Source organism: Oscillospiraceae bacterium, assembly GCA_025758045.1.
In the GTDB taxonomy this organism is placed as follows: Bacteria; Bacillota; Clostridia; order Oscillospirales; family Ruminococcaceae; genus Gemmiger.
Window position 1 is genome coordinate 1,956,155 of the sequence record CP107208.1, and the last position, 15,622, is coordinate 1,971,776.

Consider the following 15,622-nt stretch of genomic DNA (forward strand, 5'->3'; position numbering starts at 1 on the left):
AAGAAGGAACAAAACCCCGTAAAATCAGTTCTTCAACGCCTGCATGGGGGCGGGGATGCGGCCGCCGCGGTGGATCATGACGGCGGGGCTGAACTTGCTGATGGGCATGATGGGGGCGTGGCCCAGCAGGCCGCCGAAATCCAGCACGTCGCCTGCCTTGTGGCCGATGGCCGGGATGACGCGCACAGCGGTGGTCTTGCTGTTCACCATACCAATGGCGGCTTCGTCAGCGATCAGGCCGCTGATGACCTCGGCGGTGGTGTCGCCGGGGATGACCACCATGTCGATGCCCACGGAGCAAACGGCGGTCATGGCTTCCAGCTTTTCCAGCGTTAGGCTGCCGCAGTTGGCCGCGTTGATCATGCCGTCATCCTCGGACACCGGGATGAATGCGCCGGACAGGCCGCCGACATGGTTGCTGGCCATCACGCCGCCCTTTTTGACGGCATCGTTCAGCAGGGCCAGGCAGGCGGTGGTGCCGCAGCAGCCGCAGCTTTCCAGACCCATTTCTTCCAAAATATTCGCAACGCTGTCACCGATGGCCGGGGTGGGGGCCAGGGACAGGTCGATAATGCCCGCCGGCACACCCAGACGCTCGCTGGCCAGGTTGGCCACCAGCTGGCCCAGACGGGTGATCTTGAACGCCGTGCGTTTGACTAGCTCGGCAACTTCGTCCATCGGGGCATCCTTGGGCAGCTTGGCCAGGGCAGCACGCACCGCACCGGGACCGGAAACGCCCACGTGGATCTCGCAATCCGGCTCGCCTGCGCCGTGGAAGGCACCCGCCATAAAGGGGTTATCCTCGGGGGCGTTGCAGAAAACGACCAGCTTGGCGTCGCCCATACACATGTTGTCCTTGGTCAGCTCGGCGGTCTTGCGCACGACTTCGCCCATCAGCTTGACGGCATCCATGTTGATACCCGACTTGGTGGAGCCGATATTGACGCTGGAACATACAATATCGGTCTCGGCCAAAGCGCGGGGGATGGCCTGGATCAGGCGGCGGTCACCGGCAGAAAAGCCTTTGTGCACCAGCGCGCCGAAGCCGCCGATGAAGTTGACGCCCACGGCCTTGGCCGCGCGGTCCAGGGCTTTGGCGTACATGACCGGGTCCGCATCGGGGGCGGCGCCCAGCAGCATGGCAATGGGCGTAACGCTGATGCGCTTGTTTACGATGGGAATACCGTACTCGCTGCTGATGCTGTCCACGGTGGAGACAAGGCTGCCCGCCAGGCGGGTGATCTTGTTGTAGATCTTCTCGCAGGCTTTCTCGCCGTCCGGGTCGATGCAGTCCAGCAGGCTGATGCCCATGGTCACGGTGCGGACGTCGAGGTTTTCATCGGTCAGCATGCCGATGGTTTCCATAATGTCGTTGCGGTTCAGAATTCGCATCTCCCAATTCCTCCCCGTCAGATGGTGTGCATGGCGTCAAAGACTTCCTGACGGGTCACGGTGACCTGCATCTTCATCTCAGCGCCCAGGGCGGTAAAGCGGTCCCGCATGGCAACGTGGTCTGCGTTGCAGTGGGCCATGTCCACCAGCATGATCATGCAGAACATATCCTGCATGATGGACTGGGTGATGTCCTCGATGTTGATATTCAGCTCGGCGCAGACGGCGCTGACCTTGGCGACAACACCCACGGTGTCGCGGCCGATGACGGTGATAACTGCTTTCATACGATATACCCCCTCATAAAACACCGGCCCAATTGCCGGATTACCAGTATTATAACAGAATGGCGGGAAAGAGTAAAGAAAGTAGGACTTTTAGAACGAGTGAAGGCTTTATGCTCTACTGCATCAAAACTCCGCGCTGTGTTCCTCCGCCCGAATATCATCCCGTTCCAGCTCGGCGAGAATTTCGTCATCGCCCTGGTGCAGCAACAGCTTTTGGCTGTACTGCTCAAAGCGCTCGCACTCGTTCTCGGCCAGATAGGGGGCAGAGTCGGGGCCAAGAGCCAGCTCGTTGACGAAAACGACCATCTCCTGCCCGGTCTCACCGAAATTATAGATCCGCTCCATAAAGTCAAAGGCAAACTCCAGCGCGTCCCCGGCGGCAGTCACGGCGTCCTCCCGGCGGCGCACCTGGGCATTGAACTCGGCCCGCACGGCGTCAAAGGCATCCTCGGCGTCCAGGGCTTCGTCCAGCTTTTTGCCCCAGGCGTCCAGCAGGGCGGCGGTGCGGATGCGGGCGGCCAGTTCCTCGGGCAGCAGGCTGGCGGCGGCTTTGGCTTCCTCCAACCGCTGGCGGTAGCTCTCGCACTGCTCCGTAAACAGGGCGGCAGGCCCGGCCTCGGGCTGCTGGTTCAGCGCCCGCTTAAAACTGCGTAATTGCTGGTAGCAGGCATCGGTCACAGCGCCAATGTTCCGCGCGGCGGCAAAGCGGGTGTTCAGGCCCGCCAGCAGCAGGCTGACCAGACTGATGCGCTCGTCAAAGCCGGCCTTGACGGCACGCTCCACCACCGCATCAAAGGGCTTGCCCTGCAAAATGTCCTCGACGCCGTAGTCCTGATGGTATTTGCGGTACAGCACCCAGTAGGCGGCGAAGTCCCGGGCAACCTCGGGATGGCGCAGGTATTGGCCGATGACTCCCTCATCCACCGGCAGATCCAGCTTGTCAGCGGCCTGCAAAAAGGCAGAGAGGTCCTCCCACCCGCGGGCGGTGACGAACTGCACGCCGTCCACATCGTTCTCGATTTTATAAAAATGCTGGGGCCGCAGTTCCAGATAGGCCGTTACGGCGGGGTGCAGGCGGTGGCGCGGGCGTACTCCTGCCAGACGCTCAGCTTCGGCTCAATGTCGATGCGCCGCACGCGGTCCAGCGTGACCAGGTCGAACTCCCGCACGCTTTTGTTGTACTCCGGCGGGTTGCCGGCGGCCACGATGATCCACCCGGCGGGCACGGCCTGGTTGCCGAAGGTCTTGCACTGCAAAAACTGCAGCATCGTGGGGGCCAACGTCTCACTGACGCAGTTGATCTCATCAATAAACAAAATGCCGTTCTGTTTGCCGGTGCGCTCCATAGCGGCGTACACGCTGGCGATGATCTTGCTCATCGTGTACTCGGTCACGCTGCGGGTCTTGCCCGCGTAGCTGCGTTCCCGGATAAAAGGCAGGCCGACGGCGCTTTGGCGGGTGTGGTGGGTGATGGTGTAGGCCACCAGCGCAATGCCGCACTCCTGGGCGATCTGCTCCATGATCTGGGTCTTGCCGACACCCGGCGGGCCCATCAGCAGGATGGGGCGCTGGCGTACCGGCGGGATCAGCGGCGCACCGGTGTCATCGCAGGCAAGGTAAGCCCGCACGGTTTGTTTGATTTCCTCTTTCGCACGTTGAATATCCATAGCGCATCATCCTTTCGGCGGGGCTTTGCGGTCGTGTTGCTCAATCGATTCAAATTCCTCAGGCTGCAAAATCAGGCGCATGGCCCAGGGGGGCACTTCCGGCGGCGGGGTGCCGTCCTCCAAAAACAAAAAGGCGGTCTCAAAGGGCGGCCGGTGGGCGGGGTAGATGCCCTTGCCGTCGGTAAAATACAAGACGCCCTGCAGGGCACGGAGCTCGCCTTGCTCCCGCAGTTCGGCAATGCGGGCAAACGCGGGGCGGAAGTCGGTGCCGCCGCCCCCGTGCAGCGTAAAACGGGCGGTGTAGCGGTCCAGTGCGTCCAGATCGGTCAGCCAGGTCTCGTCCCGGATGGCATTGTCCGCCTGCAGCACCAAAATACGGCACTGGCGGAAAAAGCTGTCCTGGCTTTTTAATAAGGTGAAGGTTTCCTTTAAAAAGGCTTTCACCAGCTCCCCGGCGGTGGATTCGCTGGTGTCCAGCACAATGACAAAGTCGCGGATCTTTTTCACCTCGCGGCTTTCCAGCGGTTCGATCAGCGGCAGATTGCCGTACACCCGCAGGCCGTAGCTGTAAAAGCCCAGGTCGAATTCTTCGGGGTCGAGATGGGGTTCCTCATGCCAGACAGCGAACCTGCGCAGAAAATCCCGGTAGCTGCGGCGGCTTCGGCTGGCCTGTACTTGCGCTTGCAGGGCGCGGGCACCGGCGTTTTCGCCGGCGTGCCGGCCGGATTCCTCCATGCTCAGCTGCGTCTGGCGGCCCAGCTGTTCCCACTGTTTGCCCTGCATCTGGGCCTGCGGGCTGTCCGGGTCGGCAGGCCAGAAGCGGTGGTCGTCGCAGGTGAACTCCCGCAGCCACCTGGTCAGCGTTTCCTCGTCGCACTCCCGCAGTACGCGGTAAATAGGCCCGGCGGCCAGCAAGCCGCATTGGTTCTGCAATTGCTGGTAGGCCTGCTGCCGCAGCCAGCCCACCGGGCGGGTGGTGGCCGGGGTGTTCAGGCTGTCCAGCGTGTTTTCTACGGCGATGTCGCAGGCCAGCCCCCACAGGGTGCGGTCGCGGCCGCCCCGCAGCCACAGGTGGCGGAAGATGCAGTGCAGCACGCTGTGCAGGTAAGCCCGGGGCAGGTAGCGCCGGTTTTTGCGGTAGGTGGCCAGCACCCAGGCAGGCGGATAGCACAGGCGGGCACCGTCGGCGGCAAAGGCCGCGCCGGTGGTACCGGGGGGCAGCGGGGCAGGGGGCAGGGCACCCAGGGCGGCGTTCAGGTAGCGCTGGTCGAGATACAACTCGCCCCGCAGCTGATCCATAATGCGCCGTGCCATCGTGGATTCCCACTCGGCTTGGGTTTGGATGTGCTTAGCCATGGTGCCCTCCTTTCTGCAATACGCAACGTTATATTTGCTAATATTCTACAAATCGTCAAAACCGTACGTTTTTTTCGCGGCACGCTTGGGGCGGCCTAATAACAGCGCGGCTCCCGCGCTCCACCCCTGCCGGGCGCAAAAAGCGGCAGCGTTGGCGGTGGGCAGGCCCAGGCCAACCAGCAGTTTCACCGCCGCTTCATCCCGGGCGGTGATGGCCAACGTAAACGCCGCGTCCGGGTGGGCAGTCAGATAAAACTCGTAGTCGGCGCGGGCATCGTCGCCCAAACCGTAGGGCAGGCAAAGCCGCCCCAGCGCAAGACGGCAGAGCTTTTCCTCACTTTCGCCCACGCAGGCCTGGGCAAAGCTGGCGTCGTAGGCGGCAAAGTCCAGGCTGCCGTCCGCTGCAAAGCATTGCCGCATGCGGTAGCCCTCGCCCTCGATGCTGTGGTTGAAAATGTGTGCGGGGGTGTTTTCGTCCAGAAGCTCAAAATATTCTGGGTAGAACAACCGCGCCCCGCCGGTGAACTCCACCGTCACGTCCGCGCTGATGGCCACCAGCAGCCGGCGCAACCCCGTTGCCTCGCCGGGACCGGCGTGCAGCTCCAGCACTTCCAGGCTGCGGCAGTTGGTAAACAGGTCACTGCCAAAGCTGTCAGCCGCTTTGCCCAGCCGTACCCGGCGCAGCTTACGGCAGTTATAAAAGGCCGCGCTGTCAATGACCCGCACCGTGTCGGGCAGGGTGACCTCCTGTACAAAATTGCCGGTGACCTCATGGGTGTCGGCGCTGTCCGCAGGCCACAGGGCACCGCCGATCACGGCTCTGTCGGCAAAACAATAGGGGGCGATCTCCACCACGGGCAGGCCATCCACGGTATCCGGCACCACCGGGCAGGGCGTATCGCCCAGCACCCGCAGCACCCGCGCACCACGCGCGCAGTTTTCCCCCCGTGCGCAGTTTTCCCAAAGTACGGCCACAAAAATCACCCCTTTACATTGCCCACATTATAGCATAAAATAGTGTGGCAAGAAATATGAAATGGAAGAAAAGACAAGAAAAACGGAGCAAAAACATGGCAAATGTCAAACAGACGGATATTCTGACCGGCAGCATCCCCAGGCAGCTGCTGGCCTTTTTCCTGCCGATCTGGTTCGGCACGCTGTTCCAGCAGCTGTACAACACCGCCGATACCCTCATCGTGGGCAACTTTGTGGGCACCCGGGCGCTGGCAGCGGTGGGCGCAACGGGAGCGTTCGTCAACCTGCTGGTAGGCCTGTTCGTTGGGCTTTGCAGCGGCGTAGGTGTCGTGGTATCGCAAAGTTTCGGTGCGCGGGATTATGACGGCGTCGACCGCCAGGTACACACGGCGCTGGTGTTCAGCGTGGTCATCGGTGCGGTTCTTACGCTGGCAGGCCTTGTGACGGCCCAGCCCATGATGCGCCTGATGGGCACGCCGGACGAAATTCTGGACGCATCCACGCTGTATCTGCGCATCTACTTTTTGGGCATGATACCCCAGATCTTGTACAACACCGGCACCTATATTCTGCGTGCCATCGGTGATTCCAAGCGGCCGCTTTACTTCCTCATCGCCGCGTCGCTGGTCAACATCGTGCTGGACGTGGTGTTCATCGCGGTGCTGGGCTGGGGCGTGGCCGGTGCGGCCATCGCCACGGTGGTCAGCCAGGTGGCCAGCGCCCTGCTCACCCTGCGCTGCGTCATCGGCTCCGAGGGCATGCCCTGGCATGTCTCGCTGGACAAAATGCGGATGGAGCCGGGCATCCTGGGGGCCATCTGCACCATCGGCATCCCGGCGGCGGCCCAAAGCGCCATGTACAACCTCAGCAACATGGTCATCCAAAGCTGCATGAACAGCTTCGGCACCGACACCATCGCCGCCTGGGGCGTCTACGGCAAAATTGATTTCGTATTCTGGATGACCATCAACTCGCTGGGCATTGCCATCACCACCTTTGTGGGGCAGAACTTTGGCGCCCGCCAGTACGACCGCGTGCGCAGCGGCGTGCGGGTGTGTATGGCCATGGCCGCCGGGCTGACGCTGCTGGTCAGTGTCAGCTTCTACTTTGGGGCCGAGCCGCTTTTCCGCGTGTTTACGCAGGATAACAACGTGGTGGCGGTGGGCGTGCAGATGATGCATGTGCTGACGCCGGTGTACATCACCTATATCAGCATCGAGGTGCTGTCCGGCGCACTGCGCGGCTGCGGCGACGTCCGCGTGCCGACGCTGATCACGGTGTTTTTCGTCTGCGGCCTGCGGATGCTGTGGCTGGCCACGATGGTCCCGCTCTATCACACGATCGCCACGGTCGAGTTCAGCTACCCCCTGACCTGGACGCTGGCGTCGCTGCTGTTCATCCTCTACTACCTGCGCGGCGGCTGGCTGAAACGCTGCATTGCGAAGCGGGACGCACAAACCTGATCGTAGGGGCGACCACTGGTCGCCCGCGGCCGTTTGCCGCATGAGCAACTTTCCCGGCAAGGCGCTGCCACGCCAAGTTGACGGGCGAACAGTGTTCGCCCCTACATGCTCTATCATTACAGGGAAGTAGTATTGCAGTTTCCAGGTATTACCCTATACCTGGAAACTGCAATACTACTTCCTGTGCTATTTTCTCATAGAAAATTTCATGAGCTGGATAGTGAAATAATGAAATTTTGAGAATACGGTTAGTACAAACTACCCGTTATTTCACTTCTCTTTACACCATCGTTCCATAACATAAAAAATCAACGATGGTATGACGTTGTCTCAAAATCTCAAAATTTCAATATCCCACCACCCAGGGATTTGAAATTTTGTGAGATTTTGCCTATAAACCAAACAGCCAGCCCCCAAAACCGGGGCTGGCTGTTGTGTTCAGGTGCTGCGGTTGGTTTCCAGCGTCTCGACAAAATGTACCGGGTCGATAATGGAGTTGCCATCCGTGCCGGTGGCGGCGGTGGAAAGCAGATACCGCATGATCTCATCGCCGGTCAGGGTGGGGTCCACCTGCCAGCCCAGGGCCATCACCCCGGCGCAGTAGGGGATGCCCCAGCTCAGGCCGCCTTGTCCGTAGTGGGTGTAGCCGAACTGACCGGCGGTGTATTCCTCGGCTGTTGTGCGGTAAGAGCAGGGGAGAGCAAGTGCATTTTTTGCAAACACCGAGGAACCGTCCTCGCCAGGAAAGCCGACCCGACAGGCGGCTGGGTCATCCCGGGCGTTTGGGTCAAAGACAGCAGGATAGGGCATAAGGCGGTCCGGTTTTGTGCCTGCGCCCTCTACGGTCAAAACCAGAACCCCGGCTTCTTCGGCACGGGCGGCTGCGGCGTTCCAGAGGTCGGTGTTCTGGAACATATCGGCGGAACCGGGCGCAGCCGAAACGGAAACGACCCGAATCTTCTCACCTTCGGGCAGCGCCTCGTTTTGCTCCAGCACCCAATCCAGTGCATCCGCGGCATAGCGGCTGTCTTTCAGCCAGGAAGGCCAGGCCGCATAGTAAATGTGGGCATCCGGCGCCACGCCGATGGTTTTGCCCGCCAGCAGGCTGGCTACCGCCGGACCGTGCATGGAACTGGTCTCCCCCTCGCAGCCGGTATCGTAGTAAGCGGCGATGCGGTCGGCAAATTCGGGGTGGTCGGTCAGCAGCGGCTGGTCCAGGATGGCGACGTTCACGCCCCTGCCGGTGATGCCGCGCGCCTGCAAGCTGCGCACGCCCAGGCCGGGGTCTTTGCACGCCTCCAGCAATGCGGCGGCTTCGTCCTCGGCCCCGGCAAACGCAGTGCCGGTGTTGTAGGTATAGGTGTACAGCTCAGAGGCGTTGTATTCGTCGGGCTGATAGGTCTGCTTGGCATAGTCATCCACCCAGGGCAGATAGCGCAGGTCGCTGTAAGGCTCAACGGAAACGGCAGGCTCAGAAATTTCAGGCGCGTTTTCGTCAGGCGGCGCAGTGGGCGCCGGTGCGGCAGGGGATGCGGCGGGATTCACCGCCCCGGCAGCCCCGCAGGCCGTAAGGCCCAGCGCCAGCAGCCCGGCAGACAAAAGCATGATGCGTCTCATGGGAACTCCTCCTTTTTCCGGCCTGTCAAAAAAGCCCGGCCGCTCCGATTTTTCAGGGCAGACCGGGTGTTGCCTTAAACTTTAAAGCTGTCCTTCAACGTCACGATGCGGTTGTAGGTGCCCGCGTGCTTGCTGTCGGGGGTGAAGTAGCCGTTGCGCACGAACTGGAAACGGTCACCGGGCTTGGCGTCCTTCAGGCTTTCTTCCAGCTTGGCGTGGGGCACGGTGGTCACGCTGTCGGGGTTCAGGTAATCCTTGAAGTCGGCATCGTCGGGGATGCTGTTCATGTTGGATTCGGTGAACAGCTTGTCGTACAGGCTGACCTCGGCGTCGATGCAATGCTCGCAGCTGACCCAATGGATGGTGCCGCGCACCTTGCGGCCGTCGGCGGGGTTGCCGTTGCGGGTCTCCAGGTCGGCGTTGGCATGTACGGCCACCACGTTGCCGGCCTCGTCCTTGTCCACGCCGGTGCAGCGCACCAGGTAAGCGCCCATCAGGCGCACTTCGCTGCCCAGGGTCAGGCGCTTGAACTTCGGCGGCGGTACCTCAAAGAAGTCGCTGCGCTCGATCCACAGCTCCTTGGTAAAGGCCACGGGACGGGTGGTGGTGTCGTTGACCTCGCGGTTCGGGTTGTTAGGCAGGTCGAACATCTCGCACCGGTCGGCGGGATAGTTGTCAATGATGAGCTTGATGGGGTCCAGCACAGCTACACGGCGCTGGGCGTTCAGCTCCAGCTCGGCGCGCAGCACGGCCTCCAGCTGGCGCATGTCCACCAGGTTGTCGGCCTTGGAGATACCGGCCTCCTTAACAAAGGTGAAGATGCTGGTGGGGGTGTAGCCGCGGCGGCGCAGGCCGGACAGGGTGGGCATGCGGGGGTCGTCCCAGCCGTCCACGATGTGCTTCTCCACCAGTTCGCGCAGGTAGCGCTTGCTCATGACGGTGTTGGTCACGTTCAGGCGGGCAAACTCGCGCTGCTTCGGGAATTCCTTGCCGAACAGGTTCCGGATGACCCAATCGTACAGCGGGCGGTGGTTCTCAAACTCCAGGCTGCACAGGCTGAAGGTGATGCCCTCGATGGCGTCCTGGATGGGATGGGCGAAGTCGTACATCGGGTAGATGCACCACTTGTCGCCCTGGCGGTGATGGGTCACATGCTTGATGCGGTAGATGGTCGGGTCGCGCATGTTCATGTTCGGGCTGGCCAGGTCGATCTTGGCACGCAGGGTCTTTTCGCCGTCGGCAAACTCACCGGCGCGCATGCGGCGGAACAGGTCAAGGTTTTCCTCGGGCGTGCGGTCACGGTACGGGCTGGGACGGCTGGGCTTGCCGGCGTCGTTGCCGCGGTACTCCTGCATCTGCTCGCGGGTCAGGTCGTCCACGTAGGCCTTGCCCTCGCGGATGAGCTGCTCGGCATATTCATAGCAGCGCTCAAAATAATCGCTGCCGTAGTAGATGCCGCCGTTGGGGTCGGCACCCAGCCAGTGCAGGTCCTGCAGGATGCTCTGCACGTACTCGTCACCCTCGCGGGCGGGGTTAGTATCGTCAAAGCGCAGGTTGAACAAACCGCCGTAATGCTTGGCGATGGTGTAGTTGATGAAAATTGCCTTGGCCGAACCAATGTGCAGGTAGCCGTTCGGTTCCGGCGGGAAACGGGTATGCACCACGTCGACCTTGCCCTCGGCCAGGTCGGCATCGATAATATCCGTCAAAAAGTTGGAAAATTTCTCTTCTGCCATAATTGCACCCCAAATTTCTAGTATTTACTTATTTTACACCAGTTATAGGTATTTCGCAAGTGGTGGGCGGCATTTTGCGCAGTTTCCCGGCATAAGATGGCCGGGAGAGCGTTTCGCCCGCGCTTTGCGGGAGGTCCGTTTGCGGATCGATTTGCTTAATTAAAGCAAGTTCCGCCGCTTTTATCTTGCACCGATTGCAAAATTGTGGTAAAGTTATCCTAATTAGAGGAATACCGAACATTCATAGAGGGGGACTACCATGCAGCTCAATCCGCATTATGCCGAGCTGAACGAGAGCTATCTCTTCAGCACCATCGCCCATAAAGTCGCTGATTACCAGAAAGCCCACCCGGAGGCCGATGTCATCCGCCTGGGGATCGGTGACGTCACCCTGCCGCTGGCCGCTTCGGTCACCGAGGCCATGCACAAGGCCGTCGAGGAGCAGGGCCGCAAGGAGACCTTCCACGGCTACATCCCCAGCGAGCAGGGCTATGCGTTCCTGCGCGAGGCCATCCGGAAGTACTACGCCAAGAGCGGTGTATCGCTGGATATGGCCGAGATCTTCATCTCTGACGGCGCCAAGAGCGACCTGGGCAACCTGCTGGACCTGTTCAGCCGGGATAACACCATCCTCGTGCCCGACCCCGTCTACCCGGTCTACGTGGACGATAATGTGATGGCTGGCCGTAAGATCCTGTACCTGCCCGCCACCGCCGGGAACAACTTCCTGCCCATGCCGGACGAAGCCCCCCACGCTGACATCGTCTACATCTGCAGCCCCAACAACCCTACCGGTGCCACCTACTCGGTGGAGCAGCTGAAAGCCTGGGTGGACTGGGCCAAGCAGAACGATGCCGTCATCCTGTTTGACGCCGCCTACGAGTGCTTCGTCACCGAGCCGGGCCTGGCCCGCAGCATCTACCAGGTCGAGGGCGCCAAGGAGGTGGCCATCGAGGTCTGCAGCTTCTCCAAGATCGCAGGCTTCACCGGCACCCGCTGCGGCTATACCGTGGTGCCCACTGCCTTGGCCGGCGGTAAGCTGAATAAGATGTGGCTGCGCCGCCAGACTACGAAATTCAACGGTGTTGCGTATGTTGTCCAGCGCGGTGCTGCCGCCGTCTTTACCGAGGAAGGCATGCGCGAGATCCAGCAGAACCTGGACTACTACCGCGCCAACGCTGCCGTCATCGCCGCCGCCCTGGACGAGGCCGGTGTGTGGTACTGCGGCGGTAAAAACAGCCCCTACATCTGGCTGCGCTGCCCCAACAATATGGGCAGCTGGGAGTTCTTCGACTGGCTGCTGGAAACGGCCAACGTGGTCGGCACCCCCGGCGAGGGCTTTGGCCCCTGCGGCAAAGGGTATTTCCGCCTGACGGCTTTCGGTGACGCAGCCCGCACCAAAGAGGCTGCTGCCCGCATCAAGGCCGCCCTGGCTGCACTTTAATTCATCGGAGGAACGTACAATGAAACCGAATGAAGAAATTATGGAATTCCTGAAGGAAAACCCCACTTTCTACCTGGCCACCGTGGATGGTTACCTGCCCCGCGTGCGCCCCATCGGCTTTGCCATGTGGTATAAGGACCACCTGTGCATTGCCCTGGGCAAGCACAAGGCCGCCTACAAGCAGCTGCTGGACAACACCAACCTGGAGATCTGCGCAGCCAACGACCGCGGCGAGTGGCTGCGCGTGCAGGGCACTGCCAACTTTGACAACACCCCCGAAGCTCAGGCCGCCGCTTTCCAGGTCATGCCCCAGCTGGCCGACCTGTACAACGAGGAGACCGGCCACAAGCTGGGCATCGTCTACCTAGACCACCTCTCCGCCAGACTCTTCTCCATGTCCGGCGTGGTGAAGGATATTATGAACTACTAAGCAAACCGCAATAAACAAAGCGCCCCCGCAGACCAACCAAATCTGCGGGGGTGTTTTTGTGCAATTTTTTGACTTTTACGCATGCGACGGGTGCAGGATGGTGCGCCAGTCGAGGTCGCCGTGCTCCAGGCCGTGGATGAGGACCTCGGCGGTGGCGATGTTGGTGGCCACGGGGATGTTGTGCACATCGCAGATGCGCAGCAGGTTCATCTCGTTGGGTTCACTGGGCTTGGCAGCGATGGGGTCGCGGAAGAACAGCAGCATGTCCACTTCCTCGCAGGCGATACGAGCCATGACCTGCTGGCCGCCGCCATGGCCGCCGGGCAGGAACTTCTGCACGGGCAGGCCGACGTTTTCCTCCACCAGGCGGCCGGTCGTGCCGGTGGCAATCAGGTGATGCTGTGCCAATATGTGGCGATAAGCCGTGCAGAACTGCACCATCAGCTCCTTTTTGGAGTCATGTGCAACCAGAGCGATCGTCATGAGTGATCCACCATCCTTTTGCGGTAATTCGTACAAATATGTACCTTAGAAAGTAAGCGGGACCCTTTGCCCGCATAAGCGTTTTGCCAAAGCCTGCCCGGCCACAACAGCGGCATCGTGCGCAGGGGGCACAGTACCGGCGGCGCCGGCCTGCTGTAAAGCGACACTTTCGGGGATGACTGCAATCAGCTGCGCACCCACGGTGTCGATACATTCATCCAGATCTTCCACGCTGGCGCGCTTGCCGAAGCTGTCCCGCGTGACGCGGTTCATCACCAGGCGCACGGCGCCTTGGGGACGCCCCCCCGCCAGCAGCCGGTCGGCCACAATTTTGCCGTCCCGCAGGGCCACGGGGTCGGGGGTCAGCACCAGCAGGGCACGGTCTGCCACTGTGGCGGCCGCTGTAAACGGCGCACCCATCCCGGCGGCGGTGTCCAGCAGGATAAAATCAAAGTACGGCCGCACGGCCTGCAGCAGCCGTCCCAACGGCACCGCCGCGACCTCGCCACCCTCATACGGAGCGCTGATGACCGAAAGCCCGGCGTACAACGGGCTGGGCACGATGGCCTTGGCCGGTTCACACCGGCCGCAAAGGACATCCTCGATGTCGTACACCGTGCGCCCATAGACGCCTGCAATAATGTCGACGCTGCGCAAACCGGAATCCAGCTCCACCAGCAGGACCTTGCGGCCCAGCCGGGCCAGGCCCGCACCCAGCAGCACCGAAACGGTGCTTTTGCCGGTGCCGCCTTTACCGGAACAGATCATAACACATTGTGCGCTCATGGAAGCTCCCTCTGCCGCACAATACCGCGACACTATTCTGTCTACATTATAGCATACTGTCTGCGCTTCGGCAACAGATTTTTTGGTAAAAAATCACAAAATATTTTTGCGCAATATCACAATAAAATTGTAAAAGCGGTTGCGCAAAGCGCAAACGAAGCCTGCAAAAGTCATGCAATCATGCAAGCTTTATTCAAACCACGCGTCCAGCACGGCGCGCATGACAGGCGCGGCGTTGGCGCCGCCGCCGCCATACTCCAGCACCACAGCCATGGCAATCTGCGGGTCGTCTGCCGGGGCGTAGCCGATCAACACCGAGTTGACGTAGTGGCTCCCGCCGGGCAGGGTGTCGGCCAGCTGGGGGCTGCCGGTCTTGGCCGCAACGGTAACAGGGGCCTCCCGCAGGGCGCGGGCGGTCTGGGCCATCCGCTTCATGCCATCCCGGATGGGGCCGAACACAGCTTCGCCGCCGGGGATCTCGGTAAAAGCCGGCTCGTACTGCCACACGGCTGCGCCGGTGGCAGGCTGCACGGCGCGGTCGGCAAAATGCAGGGTTGGCTTGCGGCCGTAGTTGGCCAGCGTGGCCGCGTATTGGGCCAGCTGCAGCGGCGTGACGGCGGTGTTGCCCTGCCCGATGGCCGCCATCAGGGTCAGGCCGTCCTGGTAGTTGGTGTCGGTGGACCAGGTCAGCCGCCCCTGCGCCGCCGTAATTTCCACGCCGGTGTCGTTGGCAAGGCCCAGCTGCCGGGCCATGGCGCTGAAAGTATCCACGCCCAGCCGCCGCCCGGTATCGTAAAAGAAAATGTTGCAGCTGTACTCCAGCGCGGTGCGCAGGTCCACCGGCCCGCGGTGGCCGTACTGCAAACAGCCGGGGTGGTAGTTGCTGTAATAAAAGTACTTACCTGTGCAGTTTACGGTAGCGGCAGGGTCGATGCCCGCTGTCAAAGCTGCGGCCGCCACAGCGGGCTTGAAAGCCGAACCCGGCGCATACAGCCCCTGGCAGACCCGGTCCAGCAGGGGAGCGGCGCTGTCCGCCGAAAGCGCGGTGTAGTCGCTGCGATAGCGGCTCAGGTCAAAATCCGGCAGGCTGGCTGCGGCCAAAATGCCGCCGGTGCGCACATCCACCACTACGGCGGCCCCGGCCCTGACCTCTCGTCCGGCTCCGATGCCCTTGGTGGTGCGCAGGGTGTCCATCTGGTTTTGCAGGGCAGTCTGCAGGGTCTTTTGCAGGTCGGCGTCCAGCGTCAGCACCAGCGTACAGCCGGGTACAGGGGTGGATGTCTGCATGGTTTCCCGCGTTACACCGTCCAAACCGACGTTGATCTGCAGCTGGCCGTCCCGCCCGCGCAGCAGGGTGTCGTAGGCGGCTTCCAAACCGTTTTGGCCTATTGACGCGTCCATCGCCAGACCCTGGGCCCTGGCAGCGGGCCACTGTTCGGCGGTGAGCGGCCCCGTAAAACCCAGCGTGTGGGGCAAAATTGTGCCATCCGGCCAGCGGCGTACGCCCCGCGCGGCCAGCCGCACTGCGCCGCTTTGCACCAGCCCGGCGCGGTAGTAAGCGGCGGCTCCGATGCTGTCCAACCCCTGGGTCACCGGCAGTTCCCCGGCCGAAACGGCAGAACAAAAGGCGGCAAGCTGTGTTTCCACATCCTTGCCGCCTGTCAGCGCCGCTATTGTGTTTACCGTCTCCCGCAGGTTCGTGCCCGGCGGGGCGGGAACCCGCAGGTATACGTCGTAGACTGTCTCATCCTGGGCCAGCACCGTGCCGCTGCGGTCGGTGATGGCACCCCGCGCCGCATGCTGGGGCAGGGTATAGCTGGCCGAACTGGCCTCGGCCATTTTCTGGGCGTAGTGGTCGGCCATGGCAAACTGCAGCCAGGCCAGCCGCGCCAGAAACAGCGCAAACACGGCGCAGCACAGCACCAGCAGCACCATCACTCGCCGCCGCGCCTTGCGTCGCCGGGTGCTTTGCGGCTTATCCATGGG

Annotated in this window: 12 protein-coding genes and 1 pseudogene; 3 read left to right on the forward strand and 10 right to left on the reverse strand. The window is 61.7% G+C overall.

Annotation, left to right across the window (positions count from 1 at the left end):
• Positions 1-24: 24 nt before the first annotated feature.
• The 5 genes and pseudogenes from OGM81_09135 to OGM81_09155 form a co-directional block, all read right to left on the reverse strand.
• The gene (locus OGM81_09135) at positions 25-1,392 is read right to left on the reverse strand and encodes a PFL family protein (GenBank protein UYJ42502.1); all 1,368 of its coding nucleotides are present in this window, start codon (positions 1,390-1,392) and stop codon (positions 25-27) included.
• Between the two features lie 17 nt (positions 1,393-1,409).
• Positions 1,410-1,679 carry an ACT domain-containing protein gene (locus tag OGM81_09140; GenBank protein UYJ42503.1) on the reverse strand — a complete coding sequence of 90 codons (270 nt, stop codon included), beginning with the start codon at positions 1,677-1,679 and terminating at the stop codon, positions 1,410-1,412.
• Between the two features lie 123 nt (positions 1,680-1,802).
• Positions 1,803-3,346 (reverse strand): annotated as a pseudogene (locus tag OGM81_09145) (ATP-binding protein).
• Between the two features lie 6 nt (positions 3,347-3,352).
• Positions 3,353-4,702, reverse strand: a complete 1,350-nt coding sequence (locus OGM81_09150; GenBank protein UYJ42504.1) for a VWA-like domain-containing protein — start codon at positions 4,700-4,702, stop codon at positions 3,353-3,355.
• A gap of 45 nt (positions 4,703-4,747) precedes the next feature.
• Positions 4,748-5,677 (reverse strand): leucine-rich repeat domain-containing protein, encoded by a 930-nt coding sequence (locus OGM81_09155; protein ID UYJ42505.1) that lies wholly within the window; start codon positions 5,675-5,677, stop codon positions 4,748-4,750.
• Between the two features lie 95 nt (positions 5,678-5,772).
• Between OGM81_09155 and OGM81_09160 the strand changes: the two genes are divergently transcribed.
• Positions 5,773-7,140, forward strand: coding sequence for an MATE family efflux transporter (locus OGM81_09160; GenBank protein ID UYJ42506.1), 1,368 nt, complete (start codon positions 5,773-5,775; stop codon positions 7,138-7,140).
• A 438-nt stretch (positions 7,141-7,578) separates the two neighbouring features.
• On the opposite strand, the gene OGM81_09165 is transcribed toward OGM81_09160, so the two are convergent.
• Together OGM81_09165 and OGM81_09170 are read right to left on the reverse strand one after the other, a co-directional pair.
• Positions 7,579-8,757, reverse strand: coding sequence for a S8 family serine peptidase (locus OGM81_09165; GenBank protein ID UYJ42507.1), 1,179 nt, complete (start codon positions 8,755-8,757; stop codon positions 7,579-7,581).
• Between the two features lie 74 nt (positions 8,758-8,831).
• Positions 8,832-10,493: a glutamine--tRNA ligase/YqeY domain fusion protein gene (locus OGM81_09170; GenBank protein UYJ42508.1), complete on the reverse strand. Its 1,662-nt coding sequence runs from the start codon at positions 10,491-10,493 to the stop codon at positions 8,832-8,834.
• Between the two features lie 259 nt (positions 10,494-10,752).
• Between OGM81_09170 and OGM81_09175 the strand changes: the two genes are divergently transcribed.
• Both OGM81_09175 and OGM81_09180 read left to right on the forward strand, forming a co-directional pair.
• The gene (locus OGM81_09175) at positions 10,753-11,937 is read left to right on the forward strand and encodes an LL-diaminopimelate aminotransferase (GenBank protein UYJ42509.1); all 1,185 of its coding nucleotides are present in this window, start codon (positions 10,753-10,755) and stop codon (positions 11,935-11,937) included.
• A gap of 19 nt (positions 11,938-11,956) precedes the next feature.
• Positions 11,957-12,367: a pyridoxamine 5'-phosphate oxidase family protein gene (locus OGM81_09180; protein UYJ42510.1), complete on the forward strand. Its 411-nt coding sequence runs from the start codon at positions 11,957-11,959 to the stop codon at positions 12,365-12,367.
• Between the two features lie 75 nt (positions 12,368-12,442).
• Here OGM81_09180 and OGM81_09185 read toward each other — a convergent pair whose 3' ends face one another.
• From OGM81_09185 to OGM81_09195, 3 genes are all read right to left on the reverse strand, one after another.
• Positions 12,443-12,850 (reverse strand): methylglyoxal synthase, encoded by a 408-nt coding sequence (locus tag OGM81_09185; GenBank protein UYJ42511.1) that lies wholly within the window; start codon positions 12,848-12,850, stop codon positions 12,443-12,445.
• A gap of 45 nt (positions 12,851-12,895) precedes the next feature.
• A complete protein-coding gene (locus OGM81_09190) occupies positions 12,896-13,636 on the reverse strand; it encodes an AAA family ATPase (GenBank protein ID UYJ42512.1) in 741 nt (246 codons plus the stop codon).
• Between the two features lie 189 nt (positions 13,637-13,825).
• Positions 13,826-15,619: a penicillin-binding transpeptidase domain-containing protein gene (locus tag OGM81_09195; protein ID UYJ42513.1), complete on the reverse strand. Its 1,794-nt coding sequence runs from the start codon at positions 15,617-15,619 to the stop codon at positions 13,826-13,828.
• Between the last annotated feature and the right edge of the window lie 3 nt (positions 15,620-15,622).

What these genes read in the sequence shown, in the direction of transcription:
- OGM81_09135 (UYJ42502.1), bottom strand. Translation starts at nt 1,392, where the DNA reads ATGCGAATTCTGAACCGCAACGACATTATGGAAACCATCGGCATGCTG.
- OGM81_09140 (UYJ42503.1), bottom strand. Translation starts at nt 1,679, where the DNA reads ATGAAAGCAGTTATCACCGTCATCGGCCGCGACACCGTGGGTGTTGTC.
- OGM81_09150 (UYJ42504.1), bottom strand. Translation starts at nt 4,702, where the DNA reads ATGGCTAAGCACATCCAAACCCAAGCCGAGTGGGAATCCACGATGGCA.
- OGM81_09160 (UYJ42506.1), top strand. Translation starts at nt 5,773, where the DNA reads ATGGCAAATGTCAAACAGACGGATATTCTGACCGGCAGCATCCCCAGG.
- OGM81_09165 (UYJ42507.1), bottom strand. Translation starts at nt 8,757, where the DNA reads ATGAGACGCATCATGCTTTTGTCTGCCGGGCTGCTGGCGCTGGGCCTT.
- OGM81_09170 (UYJ42508.1), bottom strand. Translation starts at nt 10,493, where the DNA reads ATGGCAGAAGAGAAATTTTCCAACTTTTTGACGGATATTATCGATGCC.
- OGM81_09175 (UYJ42509.1), top strand. Translation starts at nt 10,753, where the DNA reads ATGCAGCTCAATCCGCATTATGCCGAGCTGAACGAGAGCTATCTCTTC.
- OGM81_09180 (UYJ42510.1), top strand. Translation starts at nt 11,957, where the DNA reads ATGAAACCGAATGAAGAAATTATGGAATTCCTGAAGGAAAACCCCACT.
- OGM81_09185 (UYJ42511.1), bottom strand. Translation starts at nt 12,850, where the DNA reads ATGACGATCGCTCTGGTTGCACATGACTCCAAAAAGGAGCTGATGGTG.
- OGM81_09190 (UYJ42512.1), bottom strand. Translation starts at nt 13,636, where the DNA reads ATGAGCGCACAATGTGTTATGATCTGTTCCGGTAAAGGCGGCACCGGC.
- OGM81_09195 (UYJ42513.1), bottom strand. Translation starts at nt 15,619, where the DNA reads ATGGATAAGCCGCAAAGCACCCGGCGACGCAAGGCGCGGCGGCGAGTG.